The organism is Pedobacter cryoconitis (assembly GCF_014200605.1).
In the GTDB taxonomy this organism is placed as follows: domain Bacteria; phylum Bacteroidota; class Bacteroidia; order Sphingobacteriales; family Sphingobacteriaceae; genus Pedobacter; species Pedobacter cryoconitis_B.
The window spans coordinates 1,417,253-1,436,066 of sequence record NZ_JACHCE010000001.1 but is presented as its reverse complement, the minus strand read 5'-3'; the positions used below and the strand labels follow the sequence as shown (position 1 = coordinate 1,436,066).

13 protein-coding genes and 1 pseudogene are annotated in these 18,814 nt (G+C 34.8%); 6 read left to right on the top strand and 8 right to left on the bottom strand.

All coding sequences use genetic code 11. From position 1 onward, the window contains the following. Positions 1-180 precede the first annotated feature (180 nt). A protein-coding gene (locus HDE68_RS05860; protein ID WP_411267913.1) for an IS3 family transposase occupies positions 181-1,298 on the top strand; the annotation gives its coding sequence in 2 pieces (ribosomal slippage) (positions 181-442 and positions 442-1,298; 1,119 coding nt in all). A 280-nt stretch (positions 1,299-1,578) separates the two neighbouring features. Continuing rightward, on the top strand, positions 1,579-2,652 hold the full coding sequence (locus HDE68_RS05855) for an IS110 family transposase (protein ID WP_317617685.1): 1,074 nt from the start codon (positions 1,579-1,581) through the stop codon (positions 2,650-2,652). 181 nt (positions 2,653-2,833) lie between these two features. On the opposite strand, the gene HDE68_RS05850 is transcribed toward HDE68_RS05855, so the two are convergent. Both HDE68_RS05850 and HDE68_RS05845 read right to left on the bottom strand, forming a co-directional pair. After that, entirely contained in the window at positions 2,834-4,156 is a 1,323-nt protein-coding gene (locus HDE68_RS05850; RefSeq protein ID WP_183879797.1) for an HlyD family secretion protein, read from the bottom strand. Positions 4,157-4,170: 14 nt separating this feature from the next. Then, entirely contained in the window at positions 4,171-6,456 is a 2,286-nt protein-coding gene (locus tag HDE68_RS05845) for a peptidase domain-containing ABC transporter (protein WP_183879796.1), read from the bottom strand. Between the two features lie 268 nt (positions 6,457-6,724). Here HDE68_RS05845 and HDE68_RS05840 point away from each other — a divergent pair, with 268 nt between their 5' ends. The 4 genes and pseudogenes from HDE68_RS05840 to HDE68_RS05830 form a co-directional block, all read left to right on the top strand. Next, positions 6,725-8,044 (top strand): hypothetical protein, encoded by a 1,320-nt coding sequence (locus HDE68_RS05840; RefSeq protein WP_183879794.1) that lies wholly within the window; start codon positions 6,725-6,727, stop codon positions 8,042-8,044. 5 nt (positions 8,045-8,049) lie between these two features. Continuing rightward, positions 8,050-8,490 carry a hypothetical protein gene (locus tag HDE68_RS05835; protein WP_183879792.1) on the top strand — a complete coding sequence of 147 codons (441 nt, stop codon included), beginning with the start codon at positions 8,050-8,052 and terminating at the stop codon, positions 8,488-8,490. 461 nt (positions 8,491-8,951) lie between these two features. Then, the gene (locus HDE68_RS26690; protein WP_411267912.1) at positions 8,952-9,155 is read left to right on the top strand and encodes a transposase; all 204 of its coding nucleotides are present in this window, start codon (positions 8,952-8,954) and stop codon (positions 9,153-9,155) included. A 68-nt stretch (positions 9,156-9,223) separates the two neighbouring features. After that, positions 9,224-10,129, top strand: a pseudogene (locus HDE68_RS05830) (IS3 family transposase); the annotation flags it as partial. A gap of 151 nt (positions 10,130-10,280) precedes the next feature. Here the strand turns inward: HDE68_RS05830 and HDE68_RS05825 are convergent. From HDE68_RS05825 to HDE68_RS05800, 6 genes are read right to left on the bottom strand one after another with little or no spacing between them, the layout of a single operon-like run. Then, positions 10,281-10,958, bottom strand: a complete 678-nt coding sequence (locus tag HDE68_RS05825) for a hypothetical protein (RefSeq protein ID WP_183879790.1) — start codon at positions 10,956-10,958, stop codon at positions 10,281-10,283. Positions 10,959-10,964: 6 nt separating this feature from the next. Beyond that, positions 10,965-12,611: a hypothetical protein gene (locus HDE68_RS05820; RefSeq protein WP_183879788.1), complete on the bottom strand. Its 1,647-nt coding sequence runs from the start codon at positions 12,609-12,611 to the stop codon at positions 10,965-10,967. A gap of 1 nt (position 12,612) precedes the next feature. Beyond that, on the bottom strand, positions 12,613-13,383 hold the full coding sequence (locus HDE68_RS05815; protein WP_183879786.1) for a hypothetical protein: 771 nt from the start codon (positions 13,381-13,383) through the stop codon (positions 12,613-12,615). 7 nt (positions 13,384-13,390) lie between these two features. Continuing rightward, on the bottom strand, positions 13,391-16,855 hold the full coding sequence (locus HDE68_RS05810) for a cell division protein FtsA (RefSeq protein WP_183879784.1): 3,465 nt from the start codon (positions 16,853-16,855) through the stop codon (positions 13,391-13,393). Positions 16,856-16,869: 14 nt separating this feature from the next. After that, positions 16,870-18,357: a hypothetical protein gene (locus tag HDE68_RS05805; protein ID WP_183879782.1), complete on the bottom strand. Its 1,488-nt coding sequence runs from the start codon at positions 18,355-18,357 to the stop codon at positions 16,870-16,872. Between the two features lie 11 nt (positions 18,358-18,368). Beyond that, the gene (locus HDE68_RS05800) at positions 18,369-18,812 is read right to left on the bottom strand and encodes a hypothetical protein (protein ID WP_183879779.1); all 444 of its coding nucleotides are present in this window, start codon (positions 18,810-18,812) and stop codon (positions 18,369-18,371) included. Positions 18,813-18,814: the final 2 nt, after the last annotated feature.

Here is an 18,814-nt window from a genome sequence, read left to right as displayed (position 1 = left end):
TATTACTGCTTCACCATTATATGGAACAATTTGCGCTGGTGGTAGTGATGGTGGTTGTTCAACATCTATTTTAGGTTATGATTATACAACAACTTGTAACTTGACCTCCTCCCACAAAAGCGGACTTTTATAAAGTAGAGATTTTCGGTGTCAAAAAGATAAAATACTTAAATTGACATAATGAAAAAATCAAAGTTTACTGAGGCGCAGATCACCTTTGCCCTGCGTCAATCTGAGACGGGTACACGCGTAGAGGAAATCTGTCGGCAGATGGGTGTTTCACAGGCTACATTTTTCAATTGGAAGAAAAAATATGGTGGATTAGGAATTCCTGAATTGAGGAAATTACGGCAACTGGAAGAGGAAAACGCTCAGCTCAAAAAGCTGGTAGCTGATCTGAGTTTGGATAAGCAAATGCTTCAGGATGTGATAAAAAAAAAGTTGTGAAGTCGCCTTATAAAAAAGAAATGGCAAGTTGGATGGTTAATAATTATCGGGTATCGGTACAAAGGGCCTGCCGATGTGTGCGGCTGCCGAAATCTATGTATTATTACCTTCATCATCGCCGTGATGAAGGCTTGCTGAAAATGCGGATCAATGAAATCGCGCAGACACGTGTGAGATATGGCTTTGAGCGGATTTTTGTTTTGCTGCGGCGTGAAGGTTTTCTTGACAATCATAAAAGGGTTTATCGTATTTATAAAGCCTGTGGATTGAATCTGCGTACCAAACGGCCCAGACGTAGCAGAAGTGCGGCACATCGTCTGGAACGGCTGGAGACTCAAGCAATAAATAAGGTATGGAGCATGGACTTTGTGCAGGATGCTTTATTCAATGGGGAGCGTTTCAGAATCTTAACTATAGTGGATAACTGTAGTAAAATATGTCATGGGTTGCTGGTTGGAAAATCACTCAAGGGGTCAGATGTTGTGGGCGAATCGACCAGGGCATGTCTGGTGGAAGGCTGCTTTCCTGAAAGGATTCAGTGCGATAACGGGAGTGAATTTATATCCAGAGATGTAGACATGTGGGCATACCAGAACCAGGTCACCCTGGACTTCTCGAGACCTGGAAAACCTACTGATAATCCCTACGTTGAATCTTTCAATGGTAAATTCAGAGATGAGTGTTTATCGGTGAATTGGTTCCTTTCTTTGGAAGATGCCAGAGAAAAAATTGAGAATTTTAGATGGGAGTATAATCACTACAGACCGCATAGCAGCCTTAATGATCTGACTCCCAAAGAATTTATTAACTTGCAGGTAAAAACATCGAAAACTCCACTTTTGACAGTCTGAATAACAGGGAGGAGGTCATCAGCTTAAACTCCTTCGGGTACGACTTTCTTTCTCATATCTTTAAATTAGATAAAAAACAGAACTAATGGCAGCACTTTGATTAGGTTCTTTCAGATACCATTTATGGATATCGTTCACGAGGTAAACCTGCCGTTAGTTTCTTTTTACAAAGCCAGAACAGTACTTAAGGATATCGAATACTATTCAATAATCCTGCATAAAATATGAGAGAAGGCAGTATAAAAGGATTTCTGTATTAATATTTATTAAATCAAAAAATATGTTAAAATACTCTTTTGGTATGGATATATCTATGAAAGATATTCATACATGTTTATCTGTGATCGATAACAGGCAACAGGTAAAAGTTCAAGCTACAAAAAAGTTTGATAATAATGAACACGGATTTAAAGCAATGCTCGTATGGCTCAATCGGCATAAAAAAGAGGATGAGATTCCTTTAATATGTGTTATGGAAGCTACCGGCGTATATTATGAAGAGTGTGCCTTTTTTTTATTTAAAGCTGGTTTCGAGACTGCGGTAGTATTACCTACAAAAGCAAAGAAGTACATGCAGGCATTGGGTTTTAAAACTAAGAACGATAAGATGGATTCTGTTGGACTCGCCTGTATGGGCGCTCAACAATGCCTTGAGTTGTGGAAACCATTGGATGCATTTTTTTATACATTAAGGGCTCTAACTCGTCACCATCAAAGCCTTCAGGAACTTAAGACAAGTCTTAACAACCAGTTACATGCTGATGAAAATAGCATTTACAGTAACAAAAAAGTAAAAAAACAGCTTAGAACGTTAATTCTCAACATCAACAAGCAACTTAGGGAAACTGAGAAAAACGTTCATGCCCATCTTTATAGCGACGATAAAATAGCTGAGAGGGTAGATCATATCGTAGCTATTAAAGGTATAGGCCACATGACCGTTGCCACTGTGCTGGGCGAAACAAATGGCTTTCTCTTGTTCAAGTCCATTTCACAATTGATCAGTTATGCAGGTTACGATGTGATCGAAAATCAGTCTGGCAACCACAAAGGGAAAACCAAAATATCAAAAAAAGGTAGTAGTCATATCCGTCGGGTGCTACATATGCCAGCATTTAATATGATACGATATGACGTAGGTAATATGAAGATTTTCTTCGACCGTATTCTTGCACGGCATAACAAAAAAATGAAAGCTTATGTCGCAGTACAGAAAAAGCTATTAGCGTTAATTTATACTTTGTGGCAAAAGAATGAGGAATTTAAGCCTCAAGCCCAATGGGTCGCATTAAAAAGTGATTCTACAGCACCGTATTATGCAGCCGAACAAGAAACCCAGGTTCATAAAATATGATCATATAATCACCCTGTAAAAGTTCCATTTCTATCAAAAAGTATTTGAGACATTTTTAAACAGCAGATTAAAACAAAAATATTACAAATAAAACTTGACTTTGATGACAGTACCTCGTGACATAATTTCTGTTAAGATATATATACTGTCCACTCAAATATAGCAACTCCAACGGTCTGCTCTATTTCTTTATGACATACTTTAAATTATCAAATAATCTTTGAATCAGCCTTCTATCGCTAGTAATAATTTCGGCGCTTCCTTTTGACTCTGCTTTAAACGCAAGGATAGATCCATAATTTGTTTTTAGCTGATTTGGAAAGTCAACCAAAATCTGATAAGTGTCAATATTATTTTTTTCTGTTTTGGTAGTACTCGTGGTTAAAGAAATAGAATTTACAGTTCCTGTTACAGATCCATATTCTCTATATGGATAGTTATCTAGTTTTACTATAACTTCCTGACCACTTTTTATTTTACCCGCACCAATAGCTGGTAAAATAACCTGTCCCAGAGCAAGACCTTGCTGAGGTATAACAGTAAATATCTCTTCCCCGCTCTGAACAAATTGATTTTCAGTATAAAATTTCAGAAATTGAACTTTTCCACCAAATGGTGCTTTAAAAATATATTTCTGTTCCCAGCTTTTAATATTGTCAACTAAATCATTATAAGTAGAGATTAAGGCGATTTGTAATTCCTTTTCTTTCTCAGGCTTAGTAATATCAAGTTCTTGTGATTTACTTTGAGTTTGCTGCAACTGCTGTTTCGAATTGATTAGATTATTTAAAGCACTTTGATAATTATCCTTAGCATTGATATGAGCCAATTGAGATTTATCAAGCTCCGTTTCACTGATTACCTTTTTCACAAATAACAAAGAGTCACGAGAATAAAATTTACCAGCAAAAATCAGCATTTTCATACTCATTTCTATTCGTTTCTCCGCAGCTAATATAGCTTTTTGTTGCTCTTTTAATATTTCCTGCAAGTTCTGCTGCTGTTGTTCGAATAAATGATCTTGCTTATAATTTTTAAACAATTGCAAAGCAGAAGTGAAGGAGAAATATTTCACATTTAATTCTCCTAGTGAGAACTTATTTGGAAGTTTCTGACTAAGCTCAAGTATACCATTACTATTTGGGTTATATTTTTTGATTAAACTGTCCAAATAAATTACGTTTCGCAAATTAGAAGAATTTTCTACATAGCCAATTACCTCACCCTCTTTAACGTCTCCCATAGATTTAATATGTAATAGTTTAAGTTTACCGGAGGCATTAGCAATTAGTTTAACAGGGGCTGCATTTGCATTAATCACAATTTGTCCTGTTACAACATCAGGATAACGGATAAGCCAGCCAAAAATGGCCATTAGGGCAAAGAGAAAAGCTACAATCATTGTTATCCAAAACCCGAATCTTGTAGGCATACGCTCTATAATATGCTGTACTTCTTCTGTACGTTCTGAATGTAGTGCGTTATTTAAATTAGTTATTTCCATGACAATGATTAATGTTAATGACCAGATATTGAAGTTATTGGCTCTGCAATTACGCTGACTAATTCTACTTGAGATTGTACTAACTGATAATAACGACCTTTACTATTCATTAGACTTTGATGATTACCGACTTCAACAATAGAGCCCTGGCGCATTACTACAATTTGATCAGCCTTACGGATCGTACTTAAACGATGGGCTACGACAATTACTGTCTTATCCTTAAAAACATTGTCTAATGCAGCAGTGATTTTTTGCTCATTAATAGTGTCAAGTGAATTAGTAGCTTCATCGAAAAATAGATAATCTGGATCTTTATATAATGCACGCGCAATCAAGACACGTTGTTTTTGTCCACCACTGAGCCCTCTTCCCTGCTCTCCCATGACAGTTTGATATCCCATGGGCAATTGCTCAATTTCCTGTGAAATATTAGCAGTATCCAACGCTTTTTTTAATCTTTCATAATCAATTTTCTCATCATCAAGTACAATGTTATTCAGAATAGTATCGTTGAAAATCTTCCCATCCTGCATAACAGCCCCGCATTTATCTCTCCATTGGCGAAGACTAACATTATTAATATTCATATCACCAATACTAATCTCACCATAGCTAGGTTTATATAATCTTAACAAAAGTTTTAGTAATGTCGATTTGCCACTTCCGCTATCCCCTACAATGGCTGTAACCTTGCCTTCTGGGATAATCAGCCTGATTCCTTGTAAGACTAACTTCCCATTTGGAGTATACTGAAATGCAACATTATTAATTACCAAACTTTTATTTTGAGGTAATTCTATGCTATTCTGTCCAACTTGTTCATGTTCATCATCTAGCTGGTGGATTTCATTCAGGCGTAAAAAGCTAATTTTAGCGAACTGGAAAGAGATTATAAATTGTATAAACTGCACAACTGGTGCATTTAGCATACCTATAATAAACTGTATTGAAATCATCACCCCAAAAGTAATTTCACCCGAAATCACTGCTTTCGCACAATAAAAAGTAATAAATAAATTCTTAAGGCTGTCTATAAATTGAGCACCCAGATTCTGGGTATTTGTTACACTTAAAACACGAAGATTAACTTTGTATAAACGGGCTTGTATATTCTCCCACTTCCAACGTTTATGCTTTTCATAGTTATTTATTTTAATATCCTGAATGCTCCCAATGGTTTCTACCCAATAACTTTGATTTTTGGAAACAAGTTCAAAATATTCCCAATCTAGTTTTTTCCGGATTTTCAAAAAGGCCATCACCCATATCACATATATTACACTGCCTCCTATAAATAGGTAGAATATAACCGGATTATATACAAACATTATAATAGCAAACACGACAAATGTCAATGTAGAAAAGAGCATATTCAATGAATTGTTCATAATGAACGATCTTATTCGTTCATGGTCCTGGGCCCTTTGTAATATATCACCTGTCATTTTATTCTCAAAGAAAGTGATAGGCAAACGCATTAATTTAATCAGGTAATCGGAAATCAAAGCGATGTTTACTCTTGAAGTAACATGTAAAAGTATCCAGTCTCTTGCCATATTACTCAATAGCACACTAACTACAATAGCGATATTAGCAGCCAAAACAATGTTTATAAAATCAATATCATGAGTTTGTATACCTACATCAATAACTGCCTTACTAATAAATGGCAGTAGCCCTTGTAGAATAGTTACCAGGAGCATGACTATAAAAAGATTAACAAAGCTCTTTTTATAAGGTGCAAAATAACCTAAGAAACTATTGAAGGTTTGCCTTCGCAAATGATTTTCCTTTTCTTGTTTTTCGTAAAAATCTGCCTGTGGCTCAATAGCCATCAAGATTCCTTTATCACTGCCTTCTTTCACCCATTTAGTAGCAAATTCAGCAGTTGAATACTTAACATAACCTTTTGCTGGGTCAGAAACATAAATGTCTCCATTTATCGTCTCAGAGATTTCTCCGAAAATCAATTTAGCTTTTGTGGTCTTTACGGACTTGGGCTTTGTTTTATAAACAACAACAAAATGACTATTATCCCAGTGCACAATAACTGGCAAAGGTATTTTGAGCATTAAGTCATTAAGCGTGCATTTGATGGAGAGTGTACGTAATCCAATATCCTCAGCGGCATAGCTTATATCAGCAAATGATACGCCTTCTTTGGTTATTCCACATTTATCACGAAGATATTGTAAAGAATAGAACCTATTATAATGCTTTGCTATCATCTTTAAGCAGGCAGGCCCACAATCCATCATATCTAATTGCCTGTCATTAGGAAAGCCCGAGAATTTCATGTAAAAATTATTAGTTTAATAAGGAATATTTAAATGAGTTAATAACTGAATTACTTATTAAAAACCTGGCATGTTTAATACCTATATTGGTGCTAATTCGCAAAATCATAATTATAGTAAAAAGGTTAGAAATAATCAAATCTATTTTTGCGTCGTAAATATGTAAAATATTTTTTTTAACTACCTTTATTAAATATACTTTTATAACTACAACAGAATAGATATTTAATTAATATATTTTAACCTAAAAGGATAAAAAACAACCTCTATGAAGAAAAATGTACTTTCATTAAATCAAATCGAAAAAGAATTCGAACTGATTCCAAAAAAAAATCTGTCCAGTATTCTAGGGGGAATAACTTTTTTAACCTGGATGGAGCTAATGCAATATATAGCTAAGAATGGGATTACCGATGCGATTCAAAATACACACTGGGAATTATCCGGGCAGGGTGGGTTAACCAGTATGGACATCGTTCAACATAATGGAAGCTGGGGTTTTTGGGCAACATCCGGTTCAGTATCTGCTGGTAATACTACTACCGGATCATTGCCAGGGGTAACCATTAATTCAACTTGGGTTGGAATTAATGGTACTTTGAATAATGCAGCTAAAATATACTTAGATTCCTCATCTAAAGCTTTTTTCGATAGAGATGGGTATGCAATGGGCATCAAAAGCAGTTCTGATATAACTTATGAAAATTTTTGGAATGGTGTTAATAATGCACTTCTTGGAGTTGTTACAGGCGAAACTCTTGGAGGTGTTGGTCTGACTAAATACTTCGGACCAATTGGTGGTGGAACAGCCGGCGGATTAATAGGAGGTATTGTTCCAACATTCTCAAATGCCGCCAACACTGATTTCAATATGGCTCGTAATGATTTAATCATCAGTAGCCTTGTAGATAACGGCCTTGCCGTATACACATCAAACGTAGGTAATGGTGGAAAGATTAAATTTAATAATTCTGATGTTTCAGGTATGGGGACAACCATTGACATGCATGATTTAGCTACTGCTATTCGAGCTAATATGGATGCTAAAGGTTATGGTGACGGTAACGGCGGAATTAATCCGGGACAAGCAGCGGCATATGGTAAATACTTTAAAGATTTGACTAATGGTTCTACCAGTATAGGAGATTTGATTAATAGACTTGGAGGTAAATCTAATAGATCAGCATACAATCTAGAAGCGGAATCTCCTGATGGCAGTACTGAAATCGGCGGAAATCCATCTCCAACAACAAATCCGGCAAATTCTGGATATTTCCCAGCTCCAGACCAGACACCTACAACCGGAACAGTTCAACCATTCAATACTCCTGAGTTTTATTTTTATTATGAAGCCCCCACTGATACAGGTAATTCTATTTCCTCAACTCCTGATGTAATGACGGAATATGACGGAATGAGTGGTCATATTACTGATAATATTTTAACAATGCCAGATGGGACTATGTATCTTTTAGTTTACTGTGAAAACATGCATGATGCTAAATGGCAAAGTGGTCCTGATGTAGAAAGAATATTAATGAAGAGAAAACTTAGTGAAACTGCTTCTCCGATGTCACTAATTAACTAACTAAAATGAAGAAAAACATAATCAGAATAACAATCATTATTGCCATTAGTTGCTTAATATATTACAACCAAACAATACAAAGCATCATAGTGGATGATAGTAAAGTAACTTCCATGCGTGAAAAGCTAGAAGGAAATTGGGACTTGGTAGAAAAGCATGGTTTTTTTGATAATAGTATTAATGAACCTTTTCGTTTTAAATTCGGGAAATACTTTGATTATACAAAAGGGATTTTTCCAAAAAGTTTTAACGTTTATTATGTAAAAAAACGCCCAGGAATGGATCGTGATGAACATGCATTTTATATTTTCAATTCCCCATTTCAAAAAGAAGAAACCACCCTAGTTAAAATAGTAAAATTGAATAAAGACACATTGATTCTTGGTACTCTCACATCCGCTGCTGATCTTGTTAAATTGAGCAGAACCTTTAAAAGAATAAAATAATTCATTCATTGGATACTTTAAACGCTGCACCTTTTATTGAATCTCATATTATGAAATATTATACTTTGCTTTTTTAGACTTTCATATTTTAGTTAAATCCGATCAGGTGTTTTAAGTATTCGATCGGATTTAAACAGTTACAAATAGTAATTCAATATGGGTTACACTTCCATACTAACTGAATTTTCTAAAAAAAATAACTGATAATAATACCAGAATATAACTTGTACAATTATTTTTCATCAGTTAAAAATGATTGTATGAGTTATTAAAAGAAATCAATTTCAAATATTGCTTATTGATTGTTTTTTCCTGACTAGTGTCATTATATCCAATATGTGTGTGATACGGTAATGAGAGCTGTGTACAATGGGTTTAATGATGCAGATAACTTTAAAATTTGGAGTTGCTACATTTGAGTGGACAACAAGTTAAGTGAATTTGATAACTTAACAGAAATTATGTCAAGAGAACGAAAAGCATACCCGAAAGAGTTCAAGATGATGAGTGTTGAACTGAGTAACACCCGCACAGATCTGAGTGCCCTTGCCAAAGAACTAGATGTTAGTTCTGCGTTGTTGTACCGCTGGCGGAAAGAATTTTCGAGTAAACAAGGCAATAGCTTTCCTGGGAATGGTAAAGTTATCCTCAGCGCAGCTGAGTAAGAACTAGCTTTATTGAAGAAAGAATTACGGGAAACACAGATAGAGCGTGACATTCTAAAAAAGGCTATCAACATCTTCTCCAAGGGCGACAACAAATATTCAGGTTCATAAAGAATCATAGCAAGATATCTTTAGTTGGGAAGATGTGTTCAGTTTTTAGAGTAAGTAGAGCTGGATTTTACAAATGGACCATCAGTAGTCCATCAAATAGAAGTATTGAAAATCAAATGATTGAAGCGGAGGTGTTACAAGCTTTTGAAAACAGCAAAAAGATATATGGCAGTCCCAGAATTACCCTGGAGCTCCGTAAAAAAGCGATTAGGATTTCCAGGCCAAGGGTTGCCAGAATCATGAGAAAAGCAAAGCTTAGAAGCGTTGTGAAGAAGAAATTTAAAGTCACTACAGACTCTAGTCATAAATTTCCTGTGCCGGACAATGTATTAGACCGTGATTTCAAGCCAGGAATATTGGATGCTGTGTGGGTATCAGACATTACCTATATCAGGACTCGGCAAGGCTGGCTCTATCTGACAATAGTGATCGATCTGGGTGATAGAAAAATCATCGGCTGGGCGTTAAGCACAACGATGAAAGCAAATGATACAGTAATCCCTGGCTTTAAAATGGCCCAATCAAGACGACCAGTTACTCAGGAGCTTATTTTTCATTCTGATCGTGGTGTTCAATATGCCTGCAATGAATTTCGATGGTTGCTGGAAAAATATCCATTGATCACCAGAAGTATGAGTAGGAAAGGTAATTGTTGGGACAACGCAGTAGCAGAAAGCTTCTTCAAAACACTAAAGGCGGAATGTGCATATCAGCACAAGTTTACTGACAAAGAGCAAGCAGCCCGCGTCGTTTTCGAATATATTGAGACTTGGTATAACCGTAAAAGACTACATTCTGCTCTGGGATACTTGTCCCCAGAGGAATTTGGAAGAAAATTAAACAAACAAAATATTGCAGCTTAACAGAATGTCTACTTTATTGTTGCAATTCCAGTGTACCTGGTCGCTTCATTATTAATATGATCTTCTCTAAACCTCCTTTTCCCAGATCTGGAACAGCTTAAGAAAATCAATATTGAAAGTATACAGCTTATACATAGACTTGCCCACTTCATTATTTAATATCGCCAATCTTTGGAAAGATCTGTATTAAAAATCTTTGATTATCAGACTCCTGGTTTCCAGGTAAACGACCTACTCCTCCCCATCCATTACCAGAAATCTGCAAATCAATCAGGTTTTTATACTCCGGGGATTCAAAATCAATACCCACATTATTTTTCCAATATGACCAAAGGCTTAATGCCCTAAAGTAACTTAACTCATAATTATGGACCATGCGCTTAGGATTAAAGTCTTTAGAAGCATAACCTGCAATTACTAAGATATAAGAGACCTTACTTAGTGCAGGATCTTTTTCCTTTTCTAGTTTTAGCCTATCAATTACAGCTTTCAATTTTTCACCTGCCTGAGTAATTTTAGCTCGTGTAGCTACGGCATTTATAAGATGGCCATCCTGTAATATTGCAAACTTGTCGGCCTCAAATTTAACATCAAAAGCCAGTTTAAACCTGTTGTAATTCTCTTCATATTCGAATAGCTCTTTATCATTTTTAAGAGGCTGCAAGTTCGCTTCTACAGTTTTAATTATTTGTAATTGTTGTTCTAAAACTTTATTACTTAGCTTAAGTTTAACATAGGTAAGCACATAAAGCACCAGCATAATAAAAAACAAGCTTGTCATCAGGTCGGAAAAACTCGGCCAAAAAAAATCACTTTTATCTTTTCTCATATCCTGCTACTTTATCTGGAATAACTTTCTTAATAGAGGAGTTTTGACATCTGCTTCAATATGTTTCAGCATCTGATTTGATGAAGACATAATGTTTGTCAATTCTACAATTTGCTCATACAATTGATCTGAGTTCTTACTCGTTTTATGAGATTTAACCTCATTCAGAAGAGGCTCAAGATGTTTTAGATAATCCAGGTTCGACTTTTTCTCTTCTATCACAGTATTAAATGTTTCCAGCTGGGTTGAGAAAGATGTCTTTAATTCTTCAGTAAAAGATTCAAAAACCTTCTGGCTAGCGATGTTCCGATTAATAGCTTCTTCATTTAATCGTTGACTTGAGGATTCAAGATTAGTTTTTAATTCATCAAATGTATCTTTAATTCCAAAGCCAATATTAACGATAGCTTCATCTACCTTTTGTTTATGATTATCTAAATCTTTGAAATGTTTAGTCAAATAGTCCGTTAAATGGGTACTGGATTGTACAGTTTCAGATATATTGTTAGCAATTGTCTGAAAATTCTCTGTTCTCTCCAGAAGTTCATTTGTCTTATCTGTTAACCTGTAAGTACCATTGAGGTAATGATTTACATTTGCAAACAGCTCGTTAAATTTCTCAAACTGTCCTAATGAAACATTTAAATCCTTAAATACCTGAAGATTATATTTTGTCATTTCGGACACCTTATTTTTATCCAATTGATCCAGCAACTTTTTCTGCAGAACAATAGAATCATAGTTTTTATCAAACACAGTGGAAAGCCTATCTAAATTTGTATCAAATTTCTCATTAAATCCCGATAGGTTGCGTTGCAAGGATTCTAGAGTAGCCCCAATTCCCTGATTAAGCGATGGCAATAATTCAACCTGAATAAACGTATAAAACTCATTCTTCTTCGCTTCCAGATTATATTTTGTACCCTTAAAAACAATAGAAGAGTTATAAATGGTTAATGCAAGTCCGATAAAACTTGCTATCATAGCAACCTTAACACTTCCTAATAACATTCCTATAGCCGAACTAAGTTCTTTATCTGTCATAGTCGTATTTAACATATCCGACATACTAAATAAACCGATAACAATACCAAGCATAGTCCCCATCAGGCCAAGATAAAGTGGCGTTGATAACGTTAAATGCACTTCATCTTCAACCGTATTGATGTTTCTTTCTACAATATCCTTTATTAGCGTAAAATCTGCTACCGAGTGTTTATTCCTGACTAAGTATTTGTTCAAAGAACTAAGGATTTTCCCAAATACTTTGCTATCTAATCTGGAACAGCCAACAACTCTGACTTTATGTTTCCTGATTTCCTGATCAGCAGCCGGCGTCTCATCGTCATATTCCTCTTCACCAGGTTCATCATCATAACGTTCTTCATCATAAGACTCATCGTAAGATTCCTCTTCCGATCGAATCAAATTTGAAGAATCAACCTTAAGGTTTTCTATTTCTTCAAAACTCCCTTTATCGATAAATGAATCAATTTGGTTATCTGTGATTTCAACATCCGTAATCACAATATTGTCAAGATCCGGAACCGACATTTTAAACTCATTAATCTTAGCACGCGTTTTTATAAAGGAGGATATCTGGATTCCAACAATTATCAGGAAAACAGTATATTCTATCAGGTCGACAATCATATTATATATATTTTATTTTAGCCTTATTTTTTACTATCCAATTTGCGCCTTCCAGCACTGCCTCTCCTCTTTGATCACTAGCAATTTTTGTTGCACCAGAATTATATGCATTGGCTTCCTGAGCCACGGCCAATATGGATTCATTTCTATGATTCAGCGCCATACTAACTGCTGACCTATCCTCACAAAATTCAAAATATGCTTCGGTAGAAGATTTAAGAGAAAATTTATAAATCGAAGCCCCCTCAATAAAGCTGTTTGAGCCTTCGCTATTTTTAAATTCTCCGTCCAGATTTGGATTTGGAAAATATAGAACAGCTAAAGATTCCTTAGTATGGGTCAGACCCGGGAGTTTATTTACTATGTCAAACTCTACTTGCCTGGGCTTTTCGTCATATACCGGTAATTCATTATTGTTACTAACATCATCCTTAGCAAGCTCTTCAACCAAAGGATTATCAAATTTTAATCTTAACGTTCTGCATTCAGCTTCAAGATCCCTATTTTCCTTTTTCAACCTTTTATTGTCATCCACAACCAAATTCAATCTATTATTAAGCTTTTCACTCCCTTGTTTCTCAAAGTGATTTACCGAACCTTTTCTAAAAGCAAACTGAATTGCTGCCGTTATCATACAACCGCCCACGAAAGCCAGGATAAAATATAAATTTGACCACCAGTGATGAACATTTTCAGTAGGGACCGTATTTTTTTGCGCAAATGTCTCTTGTGAAATCAGTAAGAAACACACTATTATTAAATATATTCTCATGTTAATTTTAGCTTCTTAATACAGCAATTTCATTGATTAGTTGTTGAATGGTCTCCACTATTGGATAAAAGAATAATGTTTCTGAAATAGGGACATCAGCTTCAGTAGAAACGCCATCCATTCTATTATTAAATGCAATACCAGCTTTAAGAAAGGCCTTTAAATGCAGATCTGCAATCTCTTTAAATTTGGCAAATGAGGCTTGCGATATATCAAAGTAATCTTCGAAATTCAATGAATTATTTAACTCAATAAATAGTTTGTTGAAGTCTTTAACCTGAGCAACGACTTTGTCCTGAACAGTATCATCTATCTGCCCATTCGTTAATTTAAATATTCCAATATCTTCTACACAAGTTAATGTTCGCTTAAGATCAGCTACATTTATATTCTGTTTACCCAATTTTTGATACATCAAGGCACCTTTACAGGTAACTTCCTTTGGAAATTCTTTTTCAAGATTTATTTTAAGACCCGAAGAAGGATATGATGTTATACCATAAACCTTTGAAAATATATTTTTAGTCAGGTCACTGATCAGATTTTTATCAGAAGTGATTATGCTTATAATTTTTGAACCATTTCCACTAAAAATAATGTTCATAGGCAGCTCAACCTGATTAACTTTCATTAATTGGGCCATGTGATATATCTTGGCCGAATAGAAATAAAGAAAGATAATTTTCAAATCCTGATCTGAGGATAGTTTCTTGTTATAATCAAACAATTCCTTCTGTTTTATTTCATAATTACCAGAAAGCGAAAACAATAGCGCATTATAATCTGATGACTTTTGACGCGAATAAATATCATTGGCAATAGAAGACAGATTCTTATTGTGTTCATTTAACAAATCAGTATAATCTTCTTTATACCTGTTAACCAGCTGATTATTTTGAATATCCCCAAAATCTTTATAGCCATCACCAAAAATGGTATTACCAGCAAATTTATAAGATGATAAGAGTTTAGGAATATTGCTTTCATAAACAACAACATCAGAGGTTCCGCCACCGATATCCATAAGTACACTCACACCGTTTCCAAGTCCTTCTAACATAGAATTACCCAGGAAATAATAATATGGCGCTACCGACTCACTTACATCAACAGGTTCATCGTGGGTATTAATATATTTCTTAAATAATTTATCCCAGGTAGACTTAAAATGGCTTTTTCTGGCTGGAGACATACTTGTAGGATATGTCCAGATGATTTTCGTGGTTTCCAGATTTCCACCGCTAATGATCACCTTGTTTCTAATCATAAATAATATTTGCTCTATGAATGCAGTAACACGGGATTCATTATTAGGCTCCTTACTATTCCATTTCAGATTGGTAAAGAAATTATTGTTATTATCAATTGTCTTCTCGAATATAAAGGGGATATTAAATTCATTTAATACAATACCGCCATTTGAAGGAGCATGCGTTTTACTTTGTGAAATAGCAGTTCTATGGGGAAAGCTATAGGGTGTATTTTTTCCAATTGTATCTGGAATGAATTCCTTTATGATAGCAGTTCTAATGTCTATTGCAGCTGATCCAGAGAAATTATGATCTGTTTTATTACTAAAAAGAGGTACAGCCTGAATTTCTGCTTCTGTTATTTCAAATGGCCGGGGTGCTGAGTTATTCTTTGAAAACTCAATATGGCTGTTCGTTGTTCCAAAATCTACAGCAAAAGTGAATGAATCTCCGGCATTTGAGAATGGATACCACTTTGGAATAATTATACCTTTAGAAAATTTATTATCAACCTGGATATAGTCAAAAGTTGAATTCACACTAAAACTTTTGGATGTGATCTTAGTGACCTCTCCCTTTTGCTTTTTACTTCTTAAACATTCATTATCAACATTCAGAGCTGTTTTTGAAGTATTGCTGTAAAATTTCAAGTTGTATTCTGCATCAATAAAATCACCGGTAACATCCCGGTCTATTAATTGGATTTTATAAAATGGAGTCGTAGAATCTTCATATTTTATAAATGGGAACAGCGTAACACCAAATTGATGTTCATTGATAATTCCTTTGTTTGTGGCGAGATCTACATTTTTATCATTATGATATGTTCTTTCAAATGTAATATATGCTCTTCCATTGTTAATTGGTATTTTTAACAATACCCTGACCGCGGATGCAATTGAAGTTTCCTGAATAGATATAACAGGTTTACCCATCCCTCCATTCACTAATTCCTCAACATCAAAATATTCAAAAAACAATGGTTTAAGTGGTAACAAGTAACCTTTTGTACTTTCAGGATTCTTAAGTACCAGATTACCATTAAAATACTTTTCGTTATTTATAGGGTAAACTAATCTTATAATACCTGGCTCCAGGAAATCACTTACAGTCAGATAAGGATAAATGATATCATGTCCAGGCAACTTTCTCAAATCAAGATTTGTTTCTGGATTGAAATAAGGCACCCTGGTATTGCTATCCCAAATTGAGTTAACATACATTAATGAATTATTAGCACCCTGTGCTAATACCAGGGGTTTCTTTTCATTGGTGGTTTTAGAAGAGAAAATAACAAAATCACTCTTCTTAATTGAATTTATAACTACTTCCGGATCAATCGTTTTTAACGGAACACCTAAAACCTCAACAGTATGACTGGCGTTATTAGAGTTAAGATCGATATAATTATTATTGAGGTCTGATTTGTTTAATCTATTCAGATCATCATACAGCGCATTCTTGTTGATTACCTTTAAAAATTTCAGGTTCTTGTCCAGATATGCAACCAATTCCTTCATATTGGATGCAAGCAGATTTATTTCGGGCCCATCAGAACCTTTTTTTTCATCAATATCAAAAAGCAAGTAGATGTACTTCTGAAAGTCATCATCTCTTTCATACAAGGGTACAACATCTTTAAAAAAAGTTTTTCCTTTATTACTTTTTAAACCAAAACCTGAAATATCATTAGCAGTAGGGAAAAACAGGGTTAATGGAGATGTGCCGCCAATTACCTGATGATTATATTTGATGATATAAATATTTTTCATCCTGTTAAAATTGAAAGTAGCTTCATCCTGCTGCAGATATAACTCAAGAGCCTCACCCAACATTTTATGTCCCGGTTCTGCACTCGATTTAAGCTTGTTGAGTTGAGTTGATTTCTCCCATTCAATGATCTCTATACTATCTTTATAGTTATTATAAAAGAATAATATTTCAGCCAGATCAAAACATTGAGAAACTAATCTTTCATCTTCTTTACTAACTAATATCTTATTTCCTTGCTGAGAAAAACTAAGGGATGGATCTGACACTATATTTTCAAAGGCCTTTCTTACCAGGTCCATCCTTGCGAAAGGACTTGGAATAGAAGTAGGCGCATCAAGTGTATGTCCTCCTTCGGGGTCAGAAATACCCTGAATCTCAATATTTCCGTAGTTAGAAGAAACAAACCAATCTTCTCCTCCATTATTTGTATATCCTAATACTTTGCTCATATTTTTTTTAATTTCTAAAATCCATATCTATTGGACACAATAGCACTTGTAGCTTTAAAGAAAAGCTGAATAAGCTTCTGATCAGCAGAAGAGTAAACTTCATTTCTCACCGTTCTATTTAATTCCATATCAAACTTATCGAAGTCAAATTTCCCCAGACCAAACATGCTCTTGCTCATTTCAAAACCATTTACAGTGGTGTTTATATCAGAACTAAGATTAAATGGAGCGAAGCCTCTTGAATTTTGATTTAGCTCGGTCAACCAGTCCTCATACGCTTTCAGGAAAGATTTCAGGTTAGAATTAAAAAACTGATTATTTTTAAAACTATGATCAATAGCCGGCGTATCAGTGCTCCATGTCTTATTTCCAATAGATTGCTCAAACTGCTTATCAAGATATTTCTTAAAAAGAGTGAATTGAACCAGATTCCTTCTCAGAATAGTGTTGGAGTAATCATTAAGATGTTTAAAATTCAATAAAGCAGCATCTTCTTTGATACTATACTCTTTACAGATATTTAAAAGTGGCTTCCCGCCTTCGCATAATAAACTATCTGAATCTGTATTCATGAAGTCTATGATAGCTAAGGCACCGGCAATTTCTATGAAATGGGCATCATTTTTCTGTCCACCCTGACCAGCATCATTCTTATAAGGTTTCCCACTATAATCATCTCCAACATAATACATTGCATTGAGTATCGGATTGACGTTGTTTTGATAATAGCCTAAAGCTGCTTTCGTTTTTTCGATAAAATCACCTCTTTTTATAGGGCTATCTTTATCCGTTTCAATATTGAAATAAGGTAGTACAGTTAGTGCGCCTATCGCTGAATTTTGCAGGTATCCACCATTGGCAAGCTCTTTATTATTTACTGCATTACGAATGTTTTTCAAAACAATTGGGAAACCAGCAGCACCAGTCCCGCCGAAAATTGAACTTATTATAAATATTCTATCACCTTCACTGAAATTATTAGCAAAGTCTTTGAACTCATCTGAATCACGAAACTGATTCAAAACCACGCTGCCTATATTAGGGTTCCCAACAAATCCGATATCCATAGGAATATCCAGAAGATCTATTTCTTTTTTGTTTGTATCTATAGATTTTCCAGAAAATAAAAGTTCAGCAAGGCTCTTATTTTCATCATTTAAAGAGCTGTAAGAAAAATAATCCTTAAATTTTGTATTGGAAACTGCTTTCAAAGTAAAAGAATAAGTTCCTCCCATTCTTCTTTTACTGTCTAAAGACTGCAGAGTGGTAATTTTAGTACCAAAGAATTCATTATTAGTACCTATTTTGTCCTTTATTTTCTGATAATGATCTAAAATAGAAACTGTTCTCTTTAAATCTTCATTATCCTTATGTGGGTCAATAATGATTGGAATGATATCAAAATCATTAAATGATTTTATCCCGCTTGCCAAAAGCATTGTCAGTGATTTAATCACCCGGGAACCGGTACCACCGATACCGAATATAAATAATTTAGCCATCTAGAATTAAATTAGGGTTTCCAAAAAGTAGTAAGTCTGCAGTTTGTGCTAAAGTTCCTTGGGAATGGAAAAGAAGTTAGCAACGCAAAAAAGACAAGGCTCCATACTGCATTCGCGATACCATAGAGCATTAAATCGCTCGATCCAATATGTAACTGATCACACATGCTAATTGTACGGGGAAGTGAAGATGCAATTCCAAAATTTATCAGCATCCCAATTATAGCTGTAATCCACCACGAAGATTTATAGCTAAACCTGGTCGTAAACTTGTCAATCAAAATGTACATCATAATGAATAGAACTAAATTCAGGACCAGCATTGTTATAAATACCTGAAAGTAAAGATCAGGACCTAAAGATGGAGTACACGTAGTATCCATACCTCTTAAATGATCACCCAGGTCGGTTGCGTAACCAAACCACTCATAAATCATTGCAATAAACTCTTTCATAA

Excerpts from the sequence above, each read along its gene's own strand:
- HDE68_RS05850 (WP_183879797.1), bottom strand. The coding sequence starts at position 4,156 with ATGGAAATAACTAATTTAAATAACGCACTACATTCAGAACGTACAGAA.
- HDE68_RS05835 (WP_183879792.1), top strand. The coding sequence starts at position 8,050 with ATGAAGAAAAACATAATCAGAATAACAATCATTATTGCCATTAGTTGC.
- HDE68_RS05815 (WP_183879786.1), bottom strand. The coding sequence starts at position 13,383 with ATGAGAATATATTTAATAATAGTGTGTTTCTTACTGATTTCACAAGAG.
- HDE68_RS05855 (WP_317617685.1), top strand. The coding sequence starts at position 1,579 with ATGTTAAAATACTCTTTTGGTATGGATATATCTATGAAAGATATTCAT.
- HDE68_RS05800 (WP_183879779.1), bottom strand. The coding sequence starts at position 18,812 with ATGAAAGAGTTTATTGCAATGATTTATGAGTGGTTTGGTTACGCAACC.
- HDE68_RS26690 (WP_411267912.1), top strand. The coding sequence starts at position 8,952 with ATGTCAAGAGAACGAAAAGCATACCCGAAAGAGTTCAAGATGATGAGT.
- HDE68_RS05805 (WP_183879782.1), bottom strand. The coding sequence starts at position 18,357 with ATGGCTAAATTATTTATATTCGGTATCGGTGGTACCGGTTCCCGGGTG.
- HDE68_RS05825 (WP_183879790.1), bottom strand. The coding sequence starts at position 10,958 with ATGAGAAAAGATAAAAGTGATTTTTTTTGGCCGAGTTTTTCCGACCTG.
- HDE68_RS05840 (WP_183879794.1), top strand. The coding sequence starts at position 6,725 with ATGAAGAAAAATGTACTTTCATTAAATCAAATCGAAAAAGAATTCGAA.
- HDE68_RS05820 (WP_183879788.1), bottom strand. The coding sequence starts at position 12,611 with ATGATTGTCGACCTGATAGAATATACTGTTTTCCTGATAATTGTTGGA.
- HDE68_RS05810 (WP_183879784.1), bottom strand. The coding sequence starts at position 16,855 with ATGAGCAAAGTATTAGGATATACAAATAATGGAGGAGAAGATTGGTTT.
- HDE68_RS05845 (WP_183879796.1), bottom strand. The coding sequence starts at position 6,456 with ATGAAATTCTCGGGCTTTCCTAATGACAGGCAATTAGATATGATGGAT.